This is a genomic window from Clostridium sp. KNHs214, assembly GCF_000744935.1.
GTDB lineage: Bacteria > Bacillota > Clostridia > Clostridiales > Clostridiaceae > Haloimpatiens.
Window position 1 is genome coordinate 1,054,333 of record NZ_JQMW01000009.1, and the last position, 24,621, is coordinate 1,078,953.

The 24,621-nt window shown below is 30.9% G+C and carries 23 protein-coding genes, 1 pseudogene and 1 other annotated feature; all 24 genes and pseudogenes read right to left on the reverse strand.

The window, feature by feature from the left end; translation table 11 throughout:
• Positions 1-84 precede the first annotated feature (84 nt).
• Positions 85-2,715 carry an alanine--tRNA ligase gene (alaS, locus tag CC89_RS07510; protein ID WP_035290817.1) on the reverse strand — a complete coding sequence of 877 codons (2,631 nt, stop codon included), beginning with the start codon at positions 2,713-2,715 and terminating at the stop codon, positions 85-87.
• Between the two features lie 78 nt (positions 2,716-2,793).
• Positions 2,794-2,968, reverse strand: a binding site (T-box leader).
• A gap of 57 nt (positions 2,969-3,025) precedes the next feature.
• Positions 3,026-3,439 carry a Fe-S cluster assembly scaffold protein NifU gene (gene nifU / locus CC89_RS07515; RefSeq protein ID WP_035290818.1) on the reverse strand — a complete coding sequence of 138 codons (414 nt, stop codon included), beginning with the start codon at positions 3,437-3,439 and terminating at the stop codon, positions 3,026-3,028.
• A gap of 113 nt (positions 3,440-3,552) precedes the next feature.
• Positions 3,553-3,845: pseudogene (locus tag CC89_RS21065) on the reverse strand (RNA-guided endonuclease TnpB family protein); the annotation flags it as partial.
• 72 nt (positions 3,846-3,917) lie between these two features.
• Complete coding sequence (gene mnmA / locus CC89_RS07520) at positions 3,918-4,994, reverse strand: tRNA 2-thiouridine(34) synthase MnmA (RefSeq protein WP_035290820.1); 1,077 nt, start codon at positions 4,992-4,994, stop codon at positions 3,918-3,920.
• 18 nt (positions 4,995-5,012) lie between these two features.
• Positions 5,013-5,441, reverse strand: a complete 429-nt coding sequence (nifU, locus tag CC89_RS07525; RefSeq protein ID WP_035290823.1) for a Fe-S cluster assembly scaffold protein NifU — start codon at positions 5,439-5,441, stop codon at positions 5,013-5,015.
• 2 nt (positions 5,442-5,443) lie between these two features.
• Positions 5,444-6,634, reverse strand: coding sequence for a cysteine desulfurase NifS (nifS, locus tag CC89_RS07530; protein WP_035290825.1), 1,191 nt, complete (start codon positions 6,632-6,634; stop codon positions 5,444-5,446).
• Between the two features lie 13 nt (positions 6,635-6,647).
• The gene (locus tag CC89_RS07535) at positions 6,648-7,067 is read right to left on the reverse strand and encodes an RrF2 family transcriptional regulator (RefSeq protein WP_035290828.1); all 420 of its coding nucleotides are present in this window, start codon (positions 7,065-7,067) and stop codon (positions 6,648-6,650) included.
• A 110-nt stretch (positions 7,068-7,177) separates the two neighbouring features.
• Positions 7,178-8,446 carry a replication-associated recombination protein A gene (locus CC89_RS07540; RefSeq protein ID WP_035290831.1) on the reverse strand — a complete coding sequence of 423 codons (1,269 nt, stop codon included), beginning with the start codon at positions 8,444-8,446 and terminating at the stop codon, positions 7,178-7,180.
• A gap of 115 nt (positions 8,447-8,561) precedes the next feature.
• Complete coding sequence (locus CC89_RS07545; protein WP_035290834.1) at positions 8,562-9,143, reverse strand: GDSL-type esterase/lipase family protein; 582 nt, start codon at positions 9,141-9,143, stop codon at positions 8,562-8,564.
• On the reverse strand, positions 9,121-9,585 hold the full coding sequence (locus tag CC89_RS07550; protein WP_035290836.1) for an HNH endonuclease signature motif containing protein: 465 nt from the start codon (positions 9,583-9,585) through the stop codon (positions 9,121-9,123). Before CC89_RS07550 ends, CC89_RS07545 begins: the two co-directional genes overlap by 23 nt.
• A 355-nt stretch (positions 9,586-9,940) precedes the next feature.
• Positions 9,941-10,099 (reverse strand): zinc-ribbon domain-containing protein, encoded by a 159-nt coding sequence (locus tag CC89_RS07555; RefSeq protein WP_035290838.1) that lies wholly within the window; start codon positions 10,097-10,099, stop codon positions 9,941-9,943.
• Between the two features lie 136 nt (positions 10,100-10,235).
• Positions 10,236-11,063 carry a hypothetical protein gene (locus CC89_RS07560; RefSeq protein WP_035290840.1) on the reverse strand — a complete coding sequence of 276 codons (828 nt, stop codon included), beginning with the start codon at positions 11,061-11,063 and terminating at the stop codon, positions 10,236-10,238.
• A gap of 70 nt (positions 11,064-11,133) precedes the next feature.
• A complete protein-coding gene (locus CC89_RS07565; protein WP_035290842.1) occupies positions 11,134-11,664 on the reverse strand; it encodes a flavin reductase family protein in 531 nt (176 codons plus the stop codon).
• A 159-nt stretch (positions 11,665-11,823) separates the two neighbouring features.
• A complete protein-coding gene (locus tag CC89_RS07570; protein WP_185750697.1) occupies positions 11,824-12,993 on the reverse strand; it encodes an RNA-guided endonuclease InsQ/TnpB family protein in 1,170 nt (389 codons plus the stop codon).
• A gap of 48 nt (positions 12,994-13,041) precedes the next feature.
• On the reverse strand, positions 13,042-13,167 hold the full coding sequence (locus CC89_RS20455) for a MerR family DNA-binding transcriptional regulator (protein WP_035291298.1): 126 nt from the start codon (positions 13,165-13,167) through the stop codon (positions 13,042-13,044).
• A 546-nt stretch (positions 13,168-13,713) separates the two neighbouring features.
• On the reverse strand, positions 13,714-14,661 hold the full coding sequence (locus CC89_RS07580; protein ID WP_081896991.1) for an AEC family transporter: 948 nt from the start codon (positions 14,659-14,661) through the stop codon (positions 13,714-13,716).
• A 257-nt stretch (positions 14,662-14,918) separates the two neighbouring features.
• Positions 14,919-15,998, reverse strand: coding sequence for an ornithine racemase Orr (orr, locus tag CC89_RS07585; protein WP_035290847.1), 1,080 nt, complete (start codon positions 15,996-15,998; stop codon positions 14,919-14,921).
• A gap of 20 nt (positions 15,999-16,018) precedes the next feature.
• Positions 16,019-17,347, reverse strand: a complete 1,329-nt coding sequence (locus CC89_RS07590; protein WP_035290849.1) for a GlmL-related ornithine degradation protein — start codon at positions 17,345-17,347, stop codon at positions 16,019-16,021.
• A gap of 14 nt (positions 17,348-17,361) precedes the next feature.
• Complete coding sequence (oraE, locus tag CC89_RS07595; RefSeq protein WP_035290851.1) at positions 17,362-19,566, reverse strand: D-ornithine 4,5-aminomutase subunit OraE; 2,205 nt, start codon at positions 19,564-19,566, stop codon at positions 17,362-17,364.
• Entirely contained in the window at positions 19,559-19,927 is a 369-nt protein-coding gene (locus tag CC89_RS07600) for an ornithine aminomutase subunit alpha (RefSeq protein WP_035290853.1), read from the reverse strand. Before CC89_RS07600 ends, oraE begins: the two co-directional genes overlap by 8 nt.
• 21 nt (positions 19,928-19,948) lie before the next feature.
• Positions 19,949-21,358, reverse strand: a complete 1,410-nt coding sequence (gene ortB, locus CC89_RS07605) for a 2-amino-4-oxopentanoate thiolase subunit OrtB (RefSeq protein ID WP_035290855.1) — start codon at positions 21,356-21,358, stop codon at positions 19,949-19,951.
• A 12-nt stretch (positions 21,359-21,370) separates the two neighbouring features.
• The gene (gene ortA / locus CC89_RS07610; RefSeq protein ID WP_035290857.1) at positions 21,371-21,667 is read right to left on the reverse strand and encodes a 2-amino-4-oxopentanoate thiolase subunit OrtA; all 297 of its coding nucleotides are present in this window, start codon (positions 21,665-21,667) and stop codon (positions 21,371-21,373) included.
• A gap of 5 nt (positions 21,668-21,672) precedes the next feature.
• Complete coding sequence (gene ord / locus CC89_RS07615; RefSeq protein WP_035290859.1) at positions 21,673-22,722, reverse strand: 2,4-diaminopentanoate dehydrogenase; 1,050 nt, start codon at positions 22,720-22,722, stop codon at positions 21,673-21,675.
• A 473-nt stretch (positions 22,723-23,195) separates the two neighbouring features.
• Positions 23,196-24,563, reverse strand: a complete 1,368-nt coding sequence (locus tag CC89_RS07620; protein ID WP_035290861.1) for a sigma-54 interaction domain-containing protein — start codon at positions 24,561-24,563, stop codon at positions 23,196-23,198.
• Between the last annotated feature and the right edge of the window lie 58 nt (positions 24,564-24,621).

Consider the following 24,621-nt stretch of genomic DNA (forward strand, 5'->3'; position numbering starts at 1 on the left):
TTCACCTCATTTTCATGGTTCATTAGGAATAGTTAATATTCGTTTATTTAATATTATTATAAAGCAAATCCATCAAAAAGTATACTATTTAACAGATTCTTCTATTATATCTTTTACTTTATCTATAGCTTCTTCTGCTTTATTTGGAAGACTTCCACCAGCTTGTGCCATATCTGGTCTTCCTCCTCCACCGCCTCCTGCTATTTTAGCTACTTGCTTAATTATGTTACCACAATGTATCCCTTTATTCAATACACTTTTTGATGCCATAGCTACGAATTGTACTTTCTCACCTACTATAGATCCTAGAATTACTACTCCGTCTACAATAGCGCTTCTTACTTCTTCTGCCAAATCTCTTAGAGCATTAGCATCTACATCTTTCAAAACTCCTACTGCTACTTTCACTCCATTTATATTTACTGCTTCATTTACTATATCATCCTTTGCACTACCTGCTAATTTACTTTTTAAAGCATTTAATTCTTTTTCTTTTTCCTTAAGTTCTATCATTTGACTTTCTATTCTACTTAAAATGTCTTTCTCTGCACATTTAAATATTGAAGAAATCTCTTTAATTAAATTATTCTTTTCTTCCACAAATTCTATAGCTTTAAATGAAGTAAGAGCTTCTATTCTTCTTATGCCTGAAGCTACTCCAGTCTCAGATAATATTTTAAATAATCCAATTTCTCCAGTATTATATACATGAGTTCCACCACAAAGTTCTTTGCTAAAATCTCCTACAGATACAACTCTTACTTCGTCAGTATATTTATCATCAAATAATGCTGTAGCACCTTTTGCTTTAGCTTCATCAATGGTCATTACATCTGTAGTTACAGTCACTGCATCCATTATTTTTCTATTAACTAAAACTTCTACTTTATTTATTTCTTTTTCAGTTAATGCTGAGAAATGAGTAAAGTCAAATCTTAATCTTCCCTCATCCACAAAAGAACCTGATTGGTGAACATGTTCTCCTAATACCTCTCTCAATGCTTCATGAAGCATATGAGTTGCAGTATGATTTCTGCATACATTTTTTCTTAATTCTTCATCCACTTTAAGGGTAACTTCATCACCAACATTTAATTCTCCTGAAATAGTTTTTACAAAATGCATTATCTTGCCAGATATATTTTTCTTACAATCCACTACTTCACCATTGAATTTAGAATTAAATATTACTCCCTTATCTCCTATTTGTCCTCCCATTTCTGCATAGAAAGGAGTTTCTTCTGTAATTACTATTCCATCTCCAGTTAAATTATTTAAAAATTCTTCTCCTATTATTAATTTAACTTTTGAATTTAATTCTATATTATTATATCCATTAAATATTGTTTCTATTTCTGATGGAATTTTATTAATTATGCCATCATCTGTTCCCATATAATTAGACTTTTCTCTAGCATTTCTAGCTCTTTCTCTTTGCTCTGTCATTTCTTTTGTAAAACCTTCTACATCCAGCTTCATATCTTCATCCTGCAATATTTCTTCTGTAAGTTCCACTGGAAATCCATAGGTATCGTATAATTTAAATCCCTTATCTCCACTTAATATTTTTTCGCCTTTTTCCTTTGTCTCTTCTATATAAGATTTTAATATATCCATACCTGAATCTATTGTTTCAGAAAATCTTTCTTCCTCTAATTTAATAACTTTCTTAATGTATTCTTCTTTTTCTTTTAATTCAATATAAGCACCTGATGAGTTTTCTATTACTTTATCACAAAGTTTATATAAGAATATATCTTTTATTCCTAAAAGTCTTCCATGTCTTGCTGCCCTTCTTAAAAGTCTTCTTAATACATATCCTCTTCCCTCATTTGATGGAAGGATACCATCACTTATCATAAATGTTACACTTCTCACGTGATCAGTTATTATTCTTAAAGACACATCCTTTTGAGGATCTTTTCCATACTGAACTTTAGCTACTTTGCATACATTATCTAATATATTCTTCATAGTGTCTATTTCAAATATATTATTAACACCCTGCATTATAGTTGCAATTCTTTCAAGTCCCATACCTGTATCAATATTTGGATGGGATAACCTATTATAATTTCCCTCTTCATCTTTATCAAATTGTGTAAATACTAGATTCCAGAACTCTACAACTCTGTCTTCTTCTGAAGCCTTTACAAATTCCTCAACATTCTCTATTTTTCCAGTTCCTCTGTCAAAATGTATTTCTGATGATGGTCCACAAGGTCCTTGTCCTATTTCCCAAAAGTTATCTTCTTTTCCTAGTCTAAATATCCTCTTAGGATCTATGTCTGTTTTTGTACTCCAAATTTCATATGCTTCATCATCATCTAAATATATAGTTACATACAACTTATCTTTTGATATTTTTAAAATTTCTGTAATAAATTCCCATGCCCAAGGAATAATCTCTTTTTTAAAATAATCACCAAAAGAGAAGTTTCCAAGCATCTCAAAGAAAGTTGCATGTCTTGATGTCTTTCCTACATTCTCAATATCACCAGTTCTTATGCATTTTTGACAAGTAGTTACTCTTTTACTCGGAGGCGTTTTAAGTCCTGTAAAATATGGTTTTAATGGTGCCATACCTGCATTTATTAATAATAATCCTTTATCATTTTGAGGTACCAATGGAAAGCTCTTTAATCTTAAATGCTTCTTACTTTCAAAAAAGCTTAAATATGCTTCTCTTATTTCATTTAATCCTGTTTTATTCATATAGTTCCCTCCTTATAGTTTTTCTTTAATACATCTATTAAAAAATATATACAAAAAAATAAAATGACTTTCATACCCAAAAGGGACGAAAATCATTCCGCGTTACCACCCTAATTATACAGTAAAATATACCGTATCTCTCATAAAAATATAGTTCAAAGATAGCTTCAACATTACCACCAAAAAGTTTTCACCAACCACTTTCTCTCTAAATGTGTAAATAATGTTTACTCATTCTTATCATCACCATTTATTCTTTTATCTGCTTTAAATCAAATTATAAAAAAAAATATAATATATGTCAATATTATTATTGAATTTCTTCATAATTATATTTATCCTGCCAAAGCTCCAATCCCTTAAATTGTCTATAATTATTTATCGCTTTGTGTATAGTTTGTTCTGCTAATACTGAACAATGCACTTTTGAAGGTGGTAACCCTTCTAATGCCTCAATGACAGATTTGTTAGTTATACTCCAAGCCTCTTCTAGAGTTTTTCCTTTTATAAGTTCTGTAGCTATACTAGCTGATGCTATGGCAGAACCACATCCAAAAGCTTTGAACTTAACATCCTTTATTACATTATTCTCTATAACAAAATAAAACTTCATAACATCGCCACATTTTGGATCACCATATTCTCCAACTGCATCTGCCCCAGGCAAAACGCCCACATTTCTAGGAGCATAAAAATGTTCTAAAACTTTATCACTATACATCATATTACACATCTGCTACTCAAAATATGGTCAAATATATCCATATTGAGATTTTTACTGTTTCAACGCAACGTACTCTGCCTTGCCGAGGCTACTACAGTTTGTATAGCACTCCACAGTCGTTGATGAAGTTTTTGTACCTTGACTATTTGTTTTTGGATATTTTGACGAGTAGCTTCTCCTTTCTCTTTTTTATTTCTTAATTTTAAACTTTCATATTTCCTTGAAAGTTTTCTTTGCTCACGTTTTAGTTTCTTTTCTGCTTTTTTAACTGTTTTAGTTTTGTTAATATTCTTTTTAGTTAAGCCATTATTACAAAATCTTTTAGTCCAAGGTCTACGCCTATTCCTTCTGAATAAGGTTTATTATCTAATTTAATACCCTTTTCAACTAAAATTGAAACAACAAAAAATAAATTCTCCCCTACAACCAGTAGGAGAGAATTTATAATAATTCTATGAAATAATCATAATATGAAATTCTATATTATTTTCTCGATTATCCCACCGCCAATTACTAAATCATCTTGATAGAATACTACTGATTGCCCTTTGGTAATAGCTCTTTGCTTTTGGTCAAAAACCACTCTAACTTTTCCATCTTTTTCTGGAATTATTATAGCCTTTGCAGGCTTTGCAGAATATCTTATCTTAGCTTCTATTTCCATAGGTTTTTCTAAGGAATCAAAAGGAATAAAATTCATATCTGCAGCTAAAAGCTCTGTTTTAAATATATCCTGCTCATCCCCTAGGGTAACTTCATTAGTAACAGAATTTATATCTGATACAAATACAGGTATACCTAAAGCAACCCCTAATCCTTTTCTCTGCCCTATAGTATAGTGCACTATTCCTTTATGCTTTCCTAAAATATTTCCTTCTTTATCTACAAAATTGCCTTGTCTAATATTACTATTAGTATAGTTTTCTATAAACTTTCCGTGATTATTATCTGGTATAAAACATATTTCTTGGCTATCCTTCTTGTTATGAACCTTAAGACCTATTTTCTCCGCTATAGCTCTTATTTCTTCTTTTGTATTTTTAGAACAGGGCATTAATGTGTGTGCTAATTGCTCTTGTGTTAAGTTATATAATACATAACTTTGATCTTTTTTTGGGTCAAATGCCTTTTTAAGAAGATATCTTTCGCCTTCTTTCTCTATTCTAGCATAATGACCTGTAGCAATATATTCAGCTCCTATAGCTCTAGCTTTCCTTAAAAATGCTTCAAACTTAACGTGTTTATTACATGCTATGCAGGGATTTGGTGTTCTGCCTTCTTTATATTCATTTACAAAAGGCCTAATAACCTGCTCCTCAAATTCCCTCTTAAAATTCATTACATAAAATGGAATTTCCAATTTATCAGCAACCTTCCTAGCATCATCTACTGCTGATAAACTACAGCAACTAGTTTCGCATTCTTCATATTCCTTAGTATCTGGAGCTAATCTCATCATTATGCCTATTACATCATAACCCTGCTCTTTTAATAAATATGCAGCTACGGAGCTATCCACTCCGCCACTCATACCTATAACAACTTTCTTTTTCATAATTTTATCACCTTTATTTTACTCTTCTCCATGTTCGTGCTCATGGGCATCTTTCTCTTCATAATCCCAAAGTTTTAATCCTTCGCTCTTCCTATAATCATTTATAGCTTTGTGTATAGCTTGCTCTGCTAGAACTGAACAGTGCATTTTTACAGGTGGAAGACCATCTAAAGCTTCAGCTACAGCTTTATTTGTTAATTCCCATGCCTCTTCAACCGTCTTTCCTTTTATAAGTTCTGTAGCCATACTAGATGAAGCTATAGCAGAACCACATCCAAAAGTCTTAAATTTAACATCTTTAATTATATTATCTTCAACTTTTAAATAAATTTTCATTATATCGCCACATTTAGGGTTTCCAACTTCTCCCACTCCATTAGCATCTTGTATTTCTCCTACGTTTCTTGGATTTGTAAAATGCTCCATTACTTTTTCACTATATATCATAATTATTTATCCCCTTTCTTTAAAAAATCATCCCACAATGGTGACATATCTCTTAATCTTTGAACTACATTAGGTACTACCTCTAGTACATAATCCACATCTGCTTCTGTTGTTCTCTCTCCCAATGTCAATCTTAAAGAACCATGGGCTATTTCATGAGGAAGTCCTATAGCAAGTAACACATGTGAAGGATCTAAAGATCCAGATGTACAAGCACTTCCACTAGAAGCACATATCCCCTTAGCATCTAAAAGAAGAAGTATTGATTCACCTTCTATAAATCTAAAACAAACATTCACATTTCCTGCAAGTCTGTTTTTTCCTGTTGGCCCATTTAATCTAGTATATGGAACTTGTAAAAGTCCCTTTATTAACTTATCTCTTAACTTAGAAAGTCTTTCCTGTTCTTTTTCTAAATTTTCATTTGCTAATTCTATAGCTTTTCCGAGCCCAACTATACCAGCTATATTTTCAGTTCCTGCTCTTCTGCCTCTTTCCTGTCCACCACCATGAACTAAATTATCTATTCTTACGCCTTTTCTTATATATAAAACTCCCACACCCTTAGGTCCATAAAATTTATGAGCTGCCATAGATAATAAGTCTATTTTCATATCCTTAACATCTATTTTTTCATGACCTACAGCCTGCACTGCATCTGTATGGAAGAATATTCTCTTATCCCTACAAATTTCACCTATTTCTTTTATCGGTTGAATAGTTCCTATTTCGTTGTTTGCATACATTATTGAAACCAATATAGTTTTATCAGTTATAGCATTTTTTAAATCTTCTATTCTAATTTTACCTTCTTCATCCACTGGAAGATATGTTACTTCAAAACCATTTCTTTCCAAAAATTGACATGCGTGAAGTATAGCATGATGTTCTATTTCAGTAGTTATTATATGATTTCCTCTATGTTTATTTGCAAAGGCAATTCCTTTCAACGCCCAGTTATCTGCTTCAGAACCTCCTCCGGTAAAAAACACTTCTGATAGTTCACAATTTATAGCTTTAGCAACTCTTTCCCTAGCTAAATCTATAGCCTTTTTTGTTCCTCTTGATAATGAATATATGGATGACGGATTACCAAATTCCTCTGTAAAATAAGGAATCATCTCTTCTAAAACTTCTGGTTTGGTATATGTAGTAGCCGCATAATCCATATAAATTCTCTTATTGTTTTCCATTTATAGTCACTCCCTACTTTTCATTTATTCTTTTATAGTCATCTACAATATCTTGTAAAGTTACTGATGTTGTTACACTATCAATACTTTCTTTTATCTTTTTCCATAAAAGTCTAGTGGCGCAACATTCTATATTATTACATTTATTTCCTTCTAGACAACCAGATATTTCTATTAGCCCTTCTAAAACTTCCATTATGTCAAATATGGTTATATCTTTAGGTTCCCTATTCAGAACATATCCACCTTGTGCACCTCTAATGCTCTTTATAAGTTTAGCCTTTCTTAAAGGTGAAAACAGTTGTTCCAAATAATATTCAGAGATATCTTGTCTTTCTGAAATTGATTTTATAGATACAGGATTTTTTCCGTAATGTATAGCCAGATCAACCATAGCTTTTACCCCATATCTACCTTTAGTAGATAATTTCATTTAATCACCTCTTAATGCCGAGCTTTTCACTCAACTTTATAAATAAATATTATCAAACCCGACCATTCTTGTCAACATTAAAATAAAAAAAATATAAGATTTATGAAATCTTATATTTTTTTTATTTTATCCCAATATTCCTTAGCATTTTTTTCTATTTTATTATTCCCTGCTTCATAATACACATTGCCTTCAATACTACTTGGCATGTAATGCTGTTCTACATAACTATTTGGGTAATCATGAGGATATTTATAATTTTGCATTCTACCTAAGCTCTCAGCACCTTGATAGTGTCCATCTCTTATATTAGCCGGTATTTCACTAATATAGTTCTTATCCAAATCCTCTAATGCCCTTTCTATAGCAATCAACGCTGAGTTAGATTTGGGTGCTGTGGCCAAAAGTATTACAGCCTCAGAAAGAGGTATCTTAGCCTCCGGGAAACCCAACTGCATAGCTGCATCTGTACAGGATTTTACTATAGTTATAGCATTTGGATACGCAAGTCCTATATCCTCTGATGCTATAACCAATAATCTTCTGCATATGGATATTAAATCTCCTACTTTTATTAATCTAGCTAAATAGTGTAGGGCTGCATCTACATGACTTCCCCTTATAGACTTTTGAAAAGCACTTAAAATATCATAATGACTTTCCCCATTTCCATCATAATTTAATATTTTTGCAGGACAACAATTTTTAACTATTTCCTCATTTATATTCAAAACTCCATTTTCATTTATATCTGTTGTATTTATACATAATTCTAAAATGTTTATAGCTCTTCTTAAGTCTCCGTCACTTAATTTAGCTATGTAAGACAATATCTTTTTCCCTACCTTTATATCTATATTCTTCAAATCCTTCTGAGCTATACTTATAGCCCTCTTTAATGCAACTTCTATGTGCTTTTCTTCTATAGGTTTAAATTCAAAAACTGCCGCTCTACTTAAAATAGCCTTGTATACATAATGAAAAGGATTTTCCGTAGTGCTGGCTATTAAAGTTATCTTACCATTTTCCATAAATTCTAATAAAGACTGTTGCTGCTTTTTATTAAAATTCTGTATTTCATCTAAATAAAGTATAATTCCATTTAAATTCATCAAACTATCAAGTTCTTCTACAATATTTTTAATATCACTTAAAGAAGCATTGGTAGCATTTAACTTATAAAAACTCTTATTAGATACCTTTGCCATTAAATTAGCTACAGTAGTCTTTCCAACTCCCGGAGGCCCATAAAATATACTATTTGTTATTTTTCCGGAAGATAGCATCTTATTTAAAATTTTACCATTGCCTAAAAGATGTTCTTGTCCTACTACTTCTTCTATAGAATTTGGGCGTATACTATCTGCTAAAGGTTTCAAAAAAATCCCTCCAAAGTAATCAAATATTTACATATTATTTATATAATCGTAATTTCTTAATTGCTTTTAAATTTAGTCTATTATAATAAAGATTTTTTGGATTGGAGACTGAGGATTAGAAACTAGCAGAAAATAACTTTTCAGCACTTCTAGCCATTATCTTGTGTCCTTCATAGTTAGGATGTATTCCATCCGTATAATATTTATAATCACTATTGTGTATTACTTTATCAACAAATTCCTTGTAAAAATCTATATATTTATATCCATTGAATTCACAAGCCTCTATCATTTTATCCCTATAATCCATTATTTTTTTATTGACATTTTCATAGTCTACTTCTTTAGTCCATTTCTCACTTGCTAATTTAGGCTCCGTAGGTATTTGTATACCTATTATTGGCTCTACACCATGTTCCTTAGCTTCCTTAGCTAAAAGAAGTACATTCTCCTTAACTCTATCTAAATCATAACCTAAAATAAAATCATTAGTGCCTCCCATTATTATAGCTTTATCCGGATAATTCAAAATAATATCCTCATAAGATCTACTTAACATTCCTGCAGTAGTATCTCCGTTTATTCCTCTGTTTATAAAATCTATTTTGGATTTTTCTTTTAATATTTCAATCCAAGTATGTCTTTTCATAACACCAAATCCATAAGTTAAACTATCACCAATGCACACTGTCTTCATATTCAAACCCCTTCGCCTTCGCTTTTTTTAAAAATATCTCTTCCTCTGGTATATTCCACCAATCATGATAATCTTCATCTATCATAAACTCGTAATAAAATTTACCACCCATTAACTTTTTAATAATATCCTCTGATTTATATCCTTGATTATATTTTAACAAATTACTTATTAACACTTTAGCTTGCCTGGGATTTATACTTAAAATTTTCATAATATCATCTATAGTATAATACTTTCCAGTTAAATTGTTAAACAATTCATTTTGCATATTAATTTTATATTTTAAATCTACAATCCTGTTTTTATGAGGACCATTTTTTCCTCTATGATGCTCTGAACATAAATATATAAAATTTAAAGGGAAATCAAACCCTCCTTCATTTTTAAATACAATGTGATGTCTTTCTCCTGGTTCTCCACATACAATGCATCTTTTCAAAGCACTACCTCCTATACAGAAATCAATTAATTTTTAGCCTCAGTGAGAGTCTTCCTAAAAATACCACATTCTCACTAAAGTTTAGAAAAAATTATCCAAAATCACACCAGTCTTATCTTCAGATTATAGAAGCTACTGAATTTTAAAGTTACTGGACATGGACTAAATCAGCTTAAGAGAGCTTTATATTACATAGCGTCTTACTTATATTTTAACTTTGTTTTCAGTATATTATAACATTAATCTTATATTATTTAATAAAATAAAAAAATATAGAATAGACAGCTCTATTAAACTATCTGTTCTATATTCATAATATTATAAAATAAACATAATAAAATTTATAATTTGTAATTTAATCTCTTGCCCTATTTTGTTGTTTTCTTTGTCTTCTACACTCTGGACATCTCTTTGGTTCATTTTCAAATCCTTTTTCTTTGTAGAATTCTTGCTCACCTTCTGTAAAAACGAACTCCTTACCGCAGTCTTTGCAAACTAAATTCTTATCTGGCATAAAAAAACCTCCCAAACCTGGATTTAACAATTTAAGAACTTGCTTCTCTCCAAATCTAGGAGTAAATTTCTTAAAAAGGTTAAATCTCTATTTTTTACTTATTATACCATATGGTAATAGCTTATTCAATATATTTCTATATATATATAGCTATTGGTATTGTTTCTATAAAACTGTATTCTTCTATATCCCTTAGCTGATTTTTTTTAGTATTTTTCATAAAACCATTATAGTTTGTATTAGCTAATACATCCTCTAAATAGTCAAAACTTCCACCAATTTTTAAAGCTCTTTCTTTCTCTACTTTACTATTACAAAAATTTATTACCTTTGCAAATACAAATAATTCACTATTCATTAAATGTTCAATATCACCTCGTAAATATTCAGTCTTTAGTGGCAATATGAATTTTACATTATTTTCAAGAAAATCTTCTGACAAATATTTAATACATTTAGTATCTTTAAAATTATTCAATTGTTCTTTAAGATACTTTAATATATTATCCTCATGGGGATCTTCTACCCCCTTGATTATTTTCTGTGCTTCCATGACGTTTATCATTTCTTTTATATTATGAAGTACAGCTGCTTCATGAATTTTAGAATTAATCAATATATAATCATTATTTTGTACATTTTCTAAATCTTTTTTATTACTTATATGCTTAACCATTCCATTATTTTCCAGGGCATCTAGAACACTAATAAACGCTTCCACTATTATAGATACTCGTTCGTCTATTAGTTCCCTTGAATATTCATTTAATACTTGTATGGATAAATCTCCCTGTACATATTTACCTTCCATAACATTGCTTAAAGGAGTATTTAATTTTAATATACACTGTTTCTTTCTCGTAATACTTTTTATATTTACATTTTTTTTTATAATTATTATAGTATATATATCATTTATGGCATTTTCATTTAAATAAAGGGGGATTGCAATTTTTTGGCTCAACTATACCTCTCCTTAGCATTGTTCCCCTACTATTTTATATATAAAAATATATTTTTAGAACATTAAAACATTATTTATTATTATAGCATTCTAATATTTCCCCATAATATATGGTGTGAGCATCTCCTTGTGCATACCATTTATTATCTTCTTCCTTATACCACTTACTCCTAATATCTTCATCTAATAAATTAATATCCATGCTGTGCTTATAAACTATTTTACATTCATAAATCATTCCACATTTCTCTATAGAAGGTGATTTAACCTTTTTACTTTTTTCCACATTTAAATTACATTCTTTAAATTTATCATAGTCTCTTCCTGATTTGCTTCCACAAAAGCCCATAGCCTCTTTCATATTATCGTCCATAGGTATTGATACAGTGAAGTCTTCAGCATTTTCTAATAATTTATGGGTATATCTTGACTCCCTTACCAACACTATAAACACTGGTCTTCCCCATTCATATCCTATATTGCCCCAACCTATAGTCATGGTATTTGTCTTTCCTTCCCTATCAGTAACAGTTAAAAATGCTCCTTTGTGTTGTAATTTTTTTAAAGTCTCCTCCAAATTTAAAGTATAATTAATATCCATAAATATTCCTGCTACTCAAAATATGGTCAAATGTATCCATATTGAGATTTTTACTGCTTCAACGTACTCTGTCTTGCCGAGGCTACTACAGTTTGTATAGCACTCCACAGTCGTTAATTCCCCAAATAGCCTTGGGTACACATATAAGTGCTTGTTTAATTAAGCTATCTTATATTCTTTAGCATTGGCTAAATTTATTGAAGCATTTAAATCTCTATCAATAGAAATTCCACAACTGCATTTATAAACTCTATCAGATAGTTTTAAATCTTTCTTATATGCTCCACAACAGCTACACATTTTACTACTTGGATAAAATCTATCAACTATTCTTATCTCAATGCCATTTTGTTTAACTTTTGAAATAAGTTTAATTCTAAATTCATAAAACTTTTGCCCAGAGATTGCCTTTGCTAAATGTCTATTCTTCATCATTCCACTTACATTTAAATCTTCGATAGTTATAAAACTTGGTTTTTGTTTTATTAACTCATTTACTGTTTTATTAATATAATCAGTTCTTATATTTGTAAGTCTTTGATGAAGTTTTTGTACCTTGACTATTTGTTTTTGGATATTTTGACGAGTAGCTTCTCCTTTCTCTTTTTTATTTCTTAATTTTAAACTTTCATATTTCCTTGAAAGTTTTCTTTGCTCACGTTTTAGTTTCTTTTCTTCTTTTTTAACTATTTTAGTTTTGTTAATATTCTTTTTAGTTAAACCATTATTACAAATTGCAAAATTCTTTAGTCCAAGGTCTACGCCTATTCCTTCTGAATAAGGTTTATTATCTACTTTAATAGCTTTCTCAACTAAAATTGAAACAAAATATCTATCTGCTTTTTGACTTACTGTACCACTTTTAACTATAGAGTTAACTGGAATATATCCGAATTCTTTTAATCTAACCCAACCTAAAGTCGGAACTTTAACCCTATGCCTTTCAATAGTCCAATCTGCTTTATTATTCTTAGGAAAGTACGCTTTAACATCTTGATTTTTCTTTTTCTTAAATTTAGGAAAGCCGCTCTCCCCTTTAAAGAATTTCTTAAATGCTTTTTCTCCATTCATAATGGCTTGTTTAGTAGCTTTGGAAGACACTTCTTTAATCCAAGCTTTATCAGGATGATTAGGAATATATTTGTTATTAAGCCATTTAGAAAAATCCATACCACTAATAAATCTTTTCTCTTTTTCGTAAACTTCTTTATTATGAGCAATATAAAAATTGTATATGAACCTATTTACACCAATAGTTTGATGAATTTTAGTTATCTGTTCTTCTGTTGGTTTAATTTCTATTTTGTATGCTTTTTTCAACTTCTTCATCTTCCTTTATCTTTTTCTTATATTTTCTTTGTATTGCTCATAAGTATATTATCTTCTATTTGTTGGTGTTCTAAATGTTTTTAATATTCCTCCGTTATCCCATCTTTGTAATGTTCTAACTGATACATTAATTAATTCTGCAAATTCATTTGGTTTATAGTTATTATTTTTCAAATGTACTCACTTTCTTTCTGTAAGTACATTTTACTATTTCTAAGTACATTTGCATATACTTTTAGTAACTAAAGATATCCTCCTTTAATATTTAACCTTCGAATTATCATAAGCTTATTTTATAGCTATTATTCATTTTTCTCTATATATATTCTAACATATTTTACATACATTTCTCAAACATACAAAGTTCTTTGAATTCTTTAATATAGCCATGTAATATCTGCTTAAAAAGTTCCTATTTATATAAAAGTATCACAAAGATAGACATAAAATAAAAAACTCTAAGCTTTATTTAAAATTTACAATGTAAATTTTAAATGAGAAATGTTTATTCATCTAATGTAGAATTTGGAATTTATGTGCCAAAATTGAGTTAGGTGCATGAAAAGAAATAACAAGTCAAAGATGCTGGTATATTTTGTGTCAGACAAGGAAGCAGGTTCCGCCGCTAGTAGAACTATCGGTGGGTTCTGCTGACGCAAAATAGACTAGCATACTGACTTGTTATTTATTTGAATGTGCCTTATTAAAATGTAAATTCAATTATTTAATAAGCATAAGTATAAGTGGTATAGTAACTATAGAAAGCATAGTAGTAATAAATACACTTTGTGATGCATATTTAGGATTCTTACTATAACTTTCAGCAAATATTGAACATATAGCTGCTGCAGGCATAGCTTCAACTATTACAGCTATATTTATTAAAAATTTATCAATTCCACAAAGATTCATAACATAATAAATAATTATTGGTACAACTAAAAGTCTTATTACAGACGCATAGTATATGGATGTTTCCTTAAATATATCAGAAAACTTCACTTCTGCCAGCATACTACCTATAAGTAACATGGATACTGGAGTTGTAATAGAACCTACTAAATTTAAAGTACTCATTAATGCGTGAGGCAGTCTTATAGAAAATAAAAATATTGCTATACCTACAATAACTGCTATTATACCTGGATTTGTCATTACCTTTTTAAAGCTTCTAGATTCCTTATCTCTTGTAAACAGCATAACTCCATAAGTCCAACTAAATACAGTAAATGGAATATTAAAAACCGATGCATATAGTATTCCAATGTTACCATATATACTTTGAAGTACTGGATATCCCATAAATCCACAATTTGAAAAAACAGTTACAAACCTTAAAATATCTTTTTTATCCTTCTCTTTTGGGAATTTAATATAAAAAGCTTTACTCAGAGGAATCAATAAGATATGTATGAGCAAAGAATATATAAAAATGCTTTTTATGTTTTTCATCATTTCTGGTGAGAACTTATGATTAAAAGAACCTACTATCATGAAAGGAAGTGTTACTTTAAGTAGTAAATCTGAAAATCCTTTATTTAATTCCTTATTTAATATTCCTATTTTTCTAGCAGCATATCCCACTCCAATGATAAAAATAAAATTAATACTTGATTTATGACTTCTAAATTTGCCACTGCGCACCATCCTTTTAAATAAAATACACATTTAATTATATGCTATTATTACTACTTTGAACATATAAATATTTAAAACTATTTTATAAAAACCTCCAATACCTATATGTACTGGAGGTTTTTTATTATTCTATATAATGATTATCCCACAAAAGCATTACATTACCTGAATTATGAAATTTCTCTGGAATGACTTGCATAAGAAGCGAAGGAACTGTTTAAATTTATTGTTCCGAGCTCTTATGCAAGTCATGGAGGAGAGATTTCATAATTCCACTACATTGTACCTTATTGTGGGTTAATCATATAATATTTTTTAATATAAGGAGAAGTCATAGCTTGAAGTAAACAACCGTAATCTACATTAAACTCCAATACATCTCCAACATCATAATTCTCTTTACTATCCGTCACATCTAATATTAAGTGATCACTACTGCCCCCTAAAACTGTAATGTATTTATCTATAGGAAAAGTTCCGTCAATTTTTATATCCTGTCTCCCCATGGCAACAATGGCTCTTTTTCTTATACCTTTGTCCTCAAAATGAGGAATTTCTCCAAAAGCATCCATACCTATGTTGCCTACAGGAATTGATGGTTTTTCTTTTATTTCTACTATTTCTCCCTTTAATACAAAACAATCCTTATAGCAATCCTCTATATCCTCCCCAAAAGCAGTTTCTCTTCCTAGTACAATTGCCTCACCTATTCTAAGCTGATTTATTCCCTTAGGCATCTTTCCATTTATGACCAGGTGTATACTACTTGAATTTCCCCCTGATATAATGGGAAGTTCTAGATTTAATTGTTCTTTTAACATTTCCTTTATTTTTACTAGTTTTCCTAAATTATTTTCATCAGGAATTACGCCTCCATAGCAAGTTAAATTAGTGCCAATTCCACATAATTTTATATTTGGTAGTTTAATTATTTCTTTTACTGTATCCAGTACATCCTTCTCCAGAATTCCTTCTCTTAAATCTCCCACATCTATCATTAGAATTACTGCATGTATTCTATTTATTTTTTTAGCCGCTTTAGATAAAGCTTTTATAGTACAAAATTCTGAATTCAAACTAATATCAGAGTATTTAACCACCTTAGCACTGTTTCTCTCCATAGGAATTCTTAAAAGCATCTTTCTACACTTTAAATCTTTTATCTTTATCAAATTTTCTAATCTTGAATCTCCTACTAATTCTATTCCACCTCTTATTTCACTTTCTACTATTGGTTTTTCAGCACAAAATACCTTAGTTACCCCTACTACATGTATACCCGCTTTATTACACATTTCTACTATTCTTTTGGCATTATGGGTTATTTTCTTCAAATAAACTTCTATACAAGGATAATTCTTTCCCATAAAACTCCCCTCTTTTATCTTTATAAATTTAAACTTTTCTCCATAAGCTTTAAAGCATACTCCCTATTTTCCCTAGCAAGCACTCCTGCACAAGCCATTATATACATATGGTCAATTAAAATTTTCGCCTCTTCTCTTGGATACATAGTTAAATCTTCCTTAAGATACTTTATACCTTTAAGCATGTTTTCTCCTTCTGTAAGTCTTGTAAGTGCACCTCCAGTACCCACTATATATTTAACTTTGGATAAGTCTTTTCCAAAAGCTATAAATTTTTTACCTGACCCATAAACTCTTTTAATATACCCCACATGTCTATCAACTGCAGTACTAACTGCTTTTTTAGCTAAAATAGAACTACATTTCTTCTGCTCTTTCGTCATTGGTATAGGTTCTATATTGTTTTTTATATATTCCCTATCTAACCCTTCCATTTCTATTTCTTGCAACAGTTCTATTACATTAGAGCTGTTTATATATACACCCAAATCCCCTTCCACAGTTCTTTTAGCCTTAGGTTCTGGGCTTAAAAGTATATCCTGTATTTCTGATGAACCTTCAGTAACTGAGTGAACATCAGTAGTAGCTCCTCCTACATCTATGACTAAAACATCTCCAATACTATCATATAATAATTTTGCACTTTCCATTACAGCCCCCGGTGTAGGCATTATAGTTCCATCTACCATTTCTTTTATTCTGTCCATACCAGGTGCCTTTACTATATTGTTTTCAAAAGCTCTTTGAATAATTTCTCTGGCAGGTTCTACATTTAATTCATCAATTCTTGGATATACATTATCTACAATATAAATTTCCTTTCCTTGAAAGATTTCCTTTATGTCTTCTCTATTTGCTATGTTTCCACAGTAAATCACAGGTATTCCAAAGTTTTCTCTATTTATGACCTCCGCATTGTAAATAGCTGTATCCCGTTCTCCATAATCCGTTCCCCCAGCTATCATTATCAAATTAGGCTTTAATTCTTTAATTTTTCTCAAATCACTTTTATACAATTTGCCTGCTGTAACATTTTTTATTATGCCACCAGCGCCAAGTGCCGCTTCTCTCGCAGCCTTAACTGTCATATCCTGAACCAAACCGTGAACTGTTATTCTTAAGCCCCCTGCAGCACTGCTGGTGGCAAGCATTTTATTCCATACAATCTTTTCTCCTAAACTTTCCTCTATTTCATCTATAGCTTTTTTAAGTCCTACTGTTACATCTCCTTGAAGCACTGTGGTATTTGCTTTACCTTGTGCTACAAGTATTTCATCACTATTGAAATCTAACGCACTTACCAAAGTAGTAGTACTTCCTATTTCGGCTATCAAATAGTCAAACTTCATAAAAATCACCCTTTTTATTCTTCTAATCTTTTTTGAAGAGTCTCAACTATGAAAGATGCTACATCATTACCATGAGATCCCCTGCCAAATCCTACATCCATTCCATTAGCTTTAGCAATTTCATCTGTTACTTGAGTTCCCCCAGAAACCAATATAATATTATCTCTAACTCCTTTTTCTATGCAAAGATTATTTAGCTTCTGCATATTTTTTACATGCACATCATTGTGGGTTATTATGGTGCTGGCAAGTATAGCTTGAGCCTTAGTTTCTATAGCTGCATCTATAAGCTTCTCCACTGGGCAAGAGGTTCCAAGATATACACAATCAATGCCATATTTTTCTATTCCTCCATGCTTTATATCTATTATTTCCCTAAGTCCAACGGAATGTTCATCTTCTCCAACAGTAGCTGCTACAACTCTTATTGGATGCTCCTTAACAAATTCTCTCATAGTTTCATCGCTTAAAATTTGCTTTTTTTCTGGAACCTTTAATTCATTCTTATTAATGGAGAAATTAACCTTACCTTTAACCTCTACATAAGTTCCTTCACTGTCCTGCAAAATTTGTTTGTGTATAACCTCTGGATCTAATAAATTCATATTTTTAGCTATTTCTAGAGCTGCTGCTTCACTAGTCCTTTCATCCTCTGGTATAAACATATTAATAGTTACAATACCATCTTTACTCCACTCCACTTCAGGCTTTATGGTTCCATCCTCTTTAACCTTCTCCATTCTTTTATATACATTATCATTTGGGTCTAATTCATCTATATACTGTATCTTTTCATGCTTACATAAAGTACATCCATTTATGGCTTCACAAGGTTTTGTTATATTATACTTTTCAGGTATATGATTATATCCAAAATGAGCACAAACTGGAGCAAAATAATCCTTATCTCTAGGAACTACCGTATCTGCTGCTACTCCCTTTTGAATTTTTCTAGCTATACCATCTCCATTTCTTTCTGGATACATACCTGAATCCACAAAGAACCCTTCTTGTACCGCTTTAAAATATCCACCTACTTCTATTATTTCCTCTAAGAATAATATAGCTCTTTCAGTAATTTCCCTAACTTTATTTGGCAAATACCCTTCATCCTTAAGCTCTACCATTTCCTTAAGTCCATCCATGCCCAATAAGGCTTGTTTAGCTGTATTAACTGCATGTATACTATTGTAATGCCATGGAACATTTCTTCCTTCATCTGGTGTTATGGTACTTTGTATATCCGCTGAAGTTAATTTTGAAATAAGCATATTTAAAACATGAGTTACTGTAGCTTCCCTAGTACAAGATTCCATATATTTAGTATTCATTTGAGCTCTCATTTTATAATCTTTGAACATCTTTCTTAACGCCACAGCATAAGGCAAATCTAATTTTAAACAAGGAGCTGGTGGAGCTGTAGGAGGAACTGTAGATAATGATATATTTTCTTTTTTCATTCCCACCATTTCTGAATATTTAGCATTTATAGCATGTTGAACCATTAGCTCCGGCAATACATTATATCCTTTCATAGCTGTTGCATTGGCATTATGTGCTCCATCTATTTGAAGAATGTCTGCAAAGGCCATTATTCTCTTTGCTACAGCAGCATCCACAAAAGATCTAACCATATTTATATTTCTATATAAAACATTATACTGTGGATCTTGGTGAGCTCCATTTACCCCTTCTTCTGCAAACATTACTGCAATATCAGGTCCTGCTACTCCTGAAACATAAGAATGAAAATTTATCTCTCTTCCCACTTCTTCCTCTATCATATCTAAAGCTTTTCTAGTAGCCCTTACTTCCTTTCTAGTAATAGGAACTCCTCCTATACCTTCTGGAGTACCCTCAATAAGGCCATCATAATGACTTTGTCCTGCAGTCCTTATAACCATTATATGATCTGCCCCATGCCAAGCGGCCATTCTCATTCTTCTTATATCATCTTCAAATCTACCTGATGCAATTTCTGAAGTAATAACCTGAATAGGTTGAGGATCTATATTATTAAATCCTCTTGCTGCAGGAAGTGGTCTGCTCTTCTTTAAAGGTTTTGATATCTCACTATAGTTAAAATCTCCTACAGACTCATTGTATGGCTCTCTCCAATGCCATCCTCTTCTCTTTGGTTTATATTTATCTAAGTCTTTTAATACCTCTTCCACATTTATTTTTTCGTTTTCTATAAGCTTGTTTTTTTCATTATTCATTTAACTCACCACCCATAACTTCTCCCATTTCTTCCCATCCTTTTCCTTCTGCCAATTGTTTTCCTGCTTCCATGTAATCTATTCCTTTAATATTTGCATATTCTAAAACTACATGCCCCATACCTTTTCCTAAAAGGTTCCATTTACAACCTTGCTTAACTATCTCTGAGCATTCAATACTTGTAAACCCCATTCTCAAAAGCACAGAACGTTCTATAGAAGGTGATGTGTTATTGTATGCTAAATCTACCATTGGTCTAACTATTTCTTCTGTTAAACTCCAAAATCTATTATAAAGCTCTTCATCTGTTAAATTTTTAATATGCTCTCTTCTTTTTTCAAAGTCATCCGCTCTTTTCACAAATAGCCCCCCTTATAAGTACTATACTTCTTCTCCAAGACTTCCTATAATGTCTAAAACTTCTTTTTTATTAAGTCTTGTTTCTTCACATAAAAACTCTATATCCTCTTCACTAAAAATAGCTGTTTGAGAAGTTTTTAAATTATTTTTAATTAAAGATTTTCTATAAGAATTTAAATCTTTTTCTTCTATATATAATTTTGATGGATGATCTGGTATTACAATATTTTTTCCTGGTACTTCTTCTTTAGGGTCGCCTAATTTTACTATTACCCCATTATTTTTAGCAAAAGTAAGCTGTGGGAGTATATGTTTTCCTGCCCCTGTATATTCTGTTTCTTGTACAACTAGAATCTCATCATTCTTCATTTCTTGAGCTATAACAAAGGCTGCCGCTAACGATGTATTACCTGCTGGGCCCCTTTCCATACCTTCTATTTGAGAAAGTAACTCTGTCATATAGAATACCTCACCTTGATTTACAGTTACATATCTGTCCATGTACCTTAATGGTCTTGCTGCACTTCTCGGTACATCGGACCTATCAGGCCAAGTCATAAATGGAATTCCAAAACCTGTATGTCCAGTAGTAAATGATTTTCTATTAAAATCTATATCTGATGCCATGTGTAGTCCTGTTAAATCTACAGAAGCTCCTATAACTTTAGTATTCATAGCTCCCGCCTTCTTAAGTCCCCTGGCAGTACCAGTTAAATTTCCTCCACCAGCATGGGTTATCACAACTCCTTCTGGCTCCTTTCCAATTCTCATTTTGCATTGGTTATATATTTCATATCCCAGACTTTCAACACCTGCTATGCCACTAGGTGAATATAGGGAAGCATTGTAATACCCAGTGTTTTCTAGAACTTTTAAAAAAGTATAAAATAATTCTGGTCCTACCGTTAGTTGTATTACCTCCGCTCCAAGACATTCGCATTTTCTTCCCTTTTCAAGAATTTCTGGCTGACCTACTTTTTTAGAATCATAACATTCTTGTACTATTATGCATTTAAGCCCCCTCATAGCAGCTTGTGAAGCTACTGCAGCGCCATAGTTTCCAGATGTAGCAGATACAACTCCCTTATAACCTTTCCTTTTAGCATCATATACAGATAGGGCCGCTCTTCTATCTTTAAAACTTCCAGATGGATTAGCACTTTCATCTTTTAAAAATATCCTAGCTGCCTGTCCAGTTTTAGATACCTTTCTTGCTAAAGCTGTTAAATTTTTTAATTCCAATAGAGGAGTGTCTCCAACACCAGTTTCCTTTTGTATTCTTATTACATCATCAAGTTCATATCCTGTATCTTTCATCATCTCTTCATAAGCAAAAGCAATATTGTTTTTTTCATATTTAGAATAATCTATTTTCACAGATTTAAGCATTATCTCATTTTTTCTTTCCATTAAATCATAATATTTACTCAAAATTCCACCTTCTTACTTTCCATCAATCAATATTTTTCTTGCTTGAACTCCTATAAGAGAAACTTCTCTTACATAATCTCCAAAATCATGCACATATCTCGGTTCCACATCTGTAACTATTCCCTTTTCACATCTACCTGTTAAAGTCTCTATTTCAACTTCTTCTCCTATATCACACTCTCTTTTACAAAATCCCTTTACCCACATTTTTAAAGGAGTTTTTTTAGTATCCTCTGGTATATTTTTTGCTCTTTCTTCCGGTTGCAAAACCACCTTTGTTATTTCAACCCAAGTTCCCTTTTCAATCATAATTATTACTCACCTCTATAATACTTTATTTGCTCTACAAAACTATTTTCTATAGCATGTGGCAAAGGTATATCTATCATAGTCCTAAGACCTGGTTTACTAGAAATAACTAATGGTATAGTATTAACTGCCATAGCCATAGTACCTATTCCACCAGGAGTTTCTGGTTTTATACAAAGATCTAAATCAGCATCTCCCTTAATATGAATATAGTCACCTGTATCAACTCCCTCACTTTGAGGATTTATTTGCTGTGGATGTTCGAGAGTTATTATATTCTTTCCATCCTTTTTACCATAAGCAATATGACAACATCCTGCAACCATTCCTGGTTCTACCTTTACACAATCAGTTTCTCTATAAGTATTGGATATAATAGGTTCTCTAGTTTCTACTATTTCATCTATCTCTAGTCCTATTGCCTTAGCTATCATAGGTATAGACTGTCTAAATCCTATATGTCCAACTATAGACCCACTTTTAATTCCTTCTTCAAACTCTTGCAAAGTTGTACCCACGCCTTGTGTTTTCATAACTGTAAGTCCAAATGGAGACAAATCGTTTACTCTAGAAGCACTTATGGATTGCACTTTTCTACAAGCAGCAGACAATGTAATTATCATTGTATCTAATACAAAACCCGGATTCACTCCCGTTCCCAATATGGTGACTCCATTCTCCTTTGCCAATCTATCCATTTCCTCTGCTAATTCTTTATGTGCTTCATATGGATAGGCCATTTCTTCTGCAATAGTTATGCAGTTCATCTTATTTTCAACTATTTGTTTTATGCAAGGAAATACATTCTTTACAAAAGAATCAATAGCAAGAATAACCACATCTGCCTTTACATGCTTAACTTTAGAAAAATCATCACTTATTTGTACATTTAATTTTCTGCCTACCCCCAATACCTCGCCCAAATCTTTTCCAATTTTAAATGGCGCCATATCAACGGCTGCTACAATTTCCACATCCTTTTTTTCTAAAAGCATTTTTGCCATCCCGCTTCCCATGGCTCCAAGTCCCCAAGAAATAACTTTAACTTTATCCATTTTTACTCCCCCTTTTAATTTTACCTTTCATAAATTATTCCTTTTTCCGAAAATTAAATCTATTTGTTTATTTTATTCGCAAGTTTCATGCCATATGTTTATAATATATTACTGTGAATTTAAAAATATCCACTCATAATTCCCTCAATATATGCTATTTTTTTAAAATAATTGTATGTACTCGTTTTTTTATTTACATATTTACCCATTTAATGCACTTTATCTATTAAATTTTCAAAAAAAATAAATGGGTGCAAAAAATATTGCATCCATTTATTTTTTCATTTGTCTGAATTTACTGTAAATAATGTTTTTAAGGTATACTGCAAATTATTTTGCAGTATACCGCCGAATTTATGGCACTTTTAAGTTCATATTCGCTTTTAAATAAACTTTTACAATAAAACAAACATAAATCTAAAACTATATGTACCTATAATCTTAGATTTATTTAACTTACAAAAGTAATATTATTATTCTATATCATATTTTTTAATCTTATATTGTAAATTTTGTCTAGAAATCCCCAGTATATCTGCTGTTTTAGTAATATTCCTTTTTTGATTTTCTAATTCCCTTTTAATTATCTTTTTCTCAATTTCCATCATATATTCATTTAAACTTAAATTTGAACTACTATAGGAACTCAATATATGGTCATTTTCCTGTTTAATTATTTTGCTTTCAAAAAATTCTTTATGAAGTTCTATTTCTCCATCACTCATATTCATAGCAGATTCTATAACATTTTTAAGTTCCCTTACATTACCTGGCCAATTGTAATTTGTAAATTTTTCCATTACCGTTTTATCAACTGACTTCACTTCTTTGCCTAATAACTTACTATAATAATGAATAAAATAATCTGTAAGAACTCTTATGTCTTCTCTTCTCTCCCTTAAAGGTGGTATATCTATCCTTATAACACTTAATCTATAGTAAAAATCTTCCCTTAGCTTACCTTCCTTAATTAAATCTTTAGGTTCTTTATTTAATGTTGCTATTATTCTCACATCTACTTCAATAGACTTGCTGCTTCCTATTGGCCTTATATACCCATCTTGAAGCACTCTAAGAAGCTTAGTTTGAAGATAAGTATCCATGGAATTCACTTCATCTAAAAGTATTGTTCCCCTATGAGCTAGCTGAAACAACCCTTTTTTATTTTCCGCTCCTGTAAAACTCCCCTTAGTAGTGCCAAAAAGCATACCTTCTAAAAGCGTACTTGGAATAGCTGCACAATTTATAGGTATAAATGGCGCATTGCTCCTTATACCATTGTAATGTATACTTTGAGCAAAAACTTCTTTACCACATCCAGTTTCTCCATATATGAGTACAGATGAATTTGATAAACTAGCTTTCATAGCTTTATTTATGGCATTATCCATGGCAATGCTCTTACCCACTATGTCACTAAAAACATAGTGATCTTGATTATTCTTAAGCACTGATTGTAATTTACATAACTTTTCATTAACTTCTTTAAATTGTGTCATATCTTGTGCTATTTCTATTGCTCCTATTAACTTATTGTCTTCAGTAACTGGTATTGTTGTGTTGATTGTAGTTATTTTTTTACCCCTATTACTGCTATATCTTTGAATTATGTCTTTAACCTTTTTACCACTTTTAATGCATTTCATTATAGTAGAACTATCCTCATTTACATCCTTTAAATACTCATCTACTTTCTTACCTAGTACCTCTTCTTTCTTAAGCCCCTCTATTGAAGCCATTACATCATTATAATATACTGTTTTACCGTCATCATCTACAATGTGTATTCCTATATTTAAATTATTAATTAAACAATTCAATATATTCTCTATTTTTCTCATGTTATTGCCCCCCACATATTAAATGTCTATAATATAAGTGTATATTTAACTTTAAATT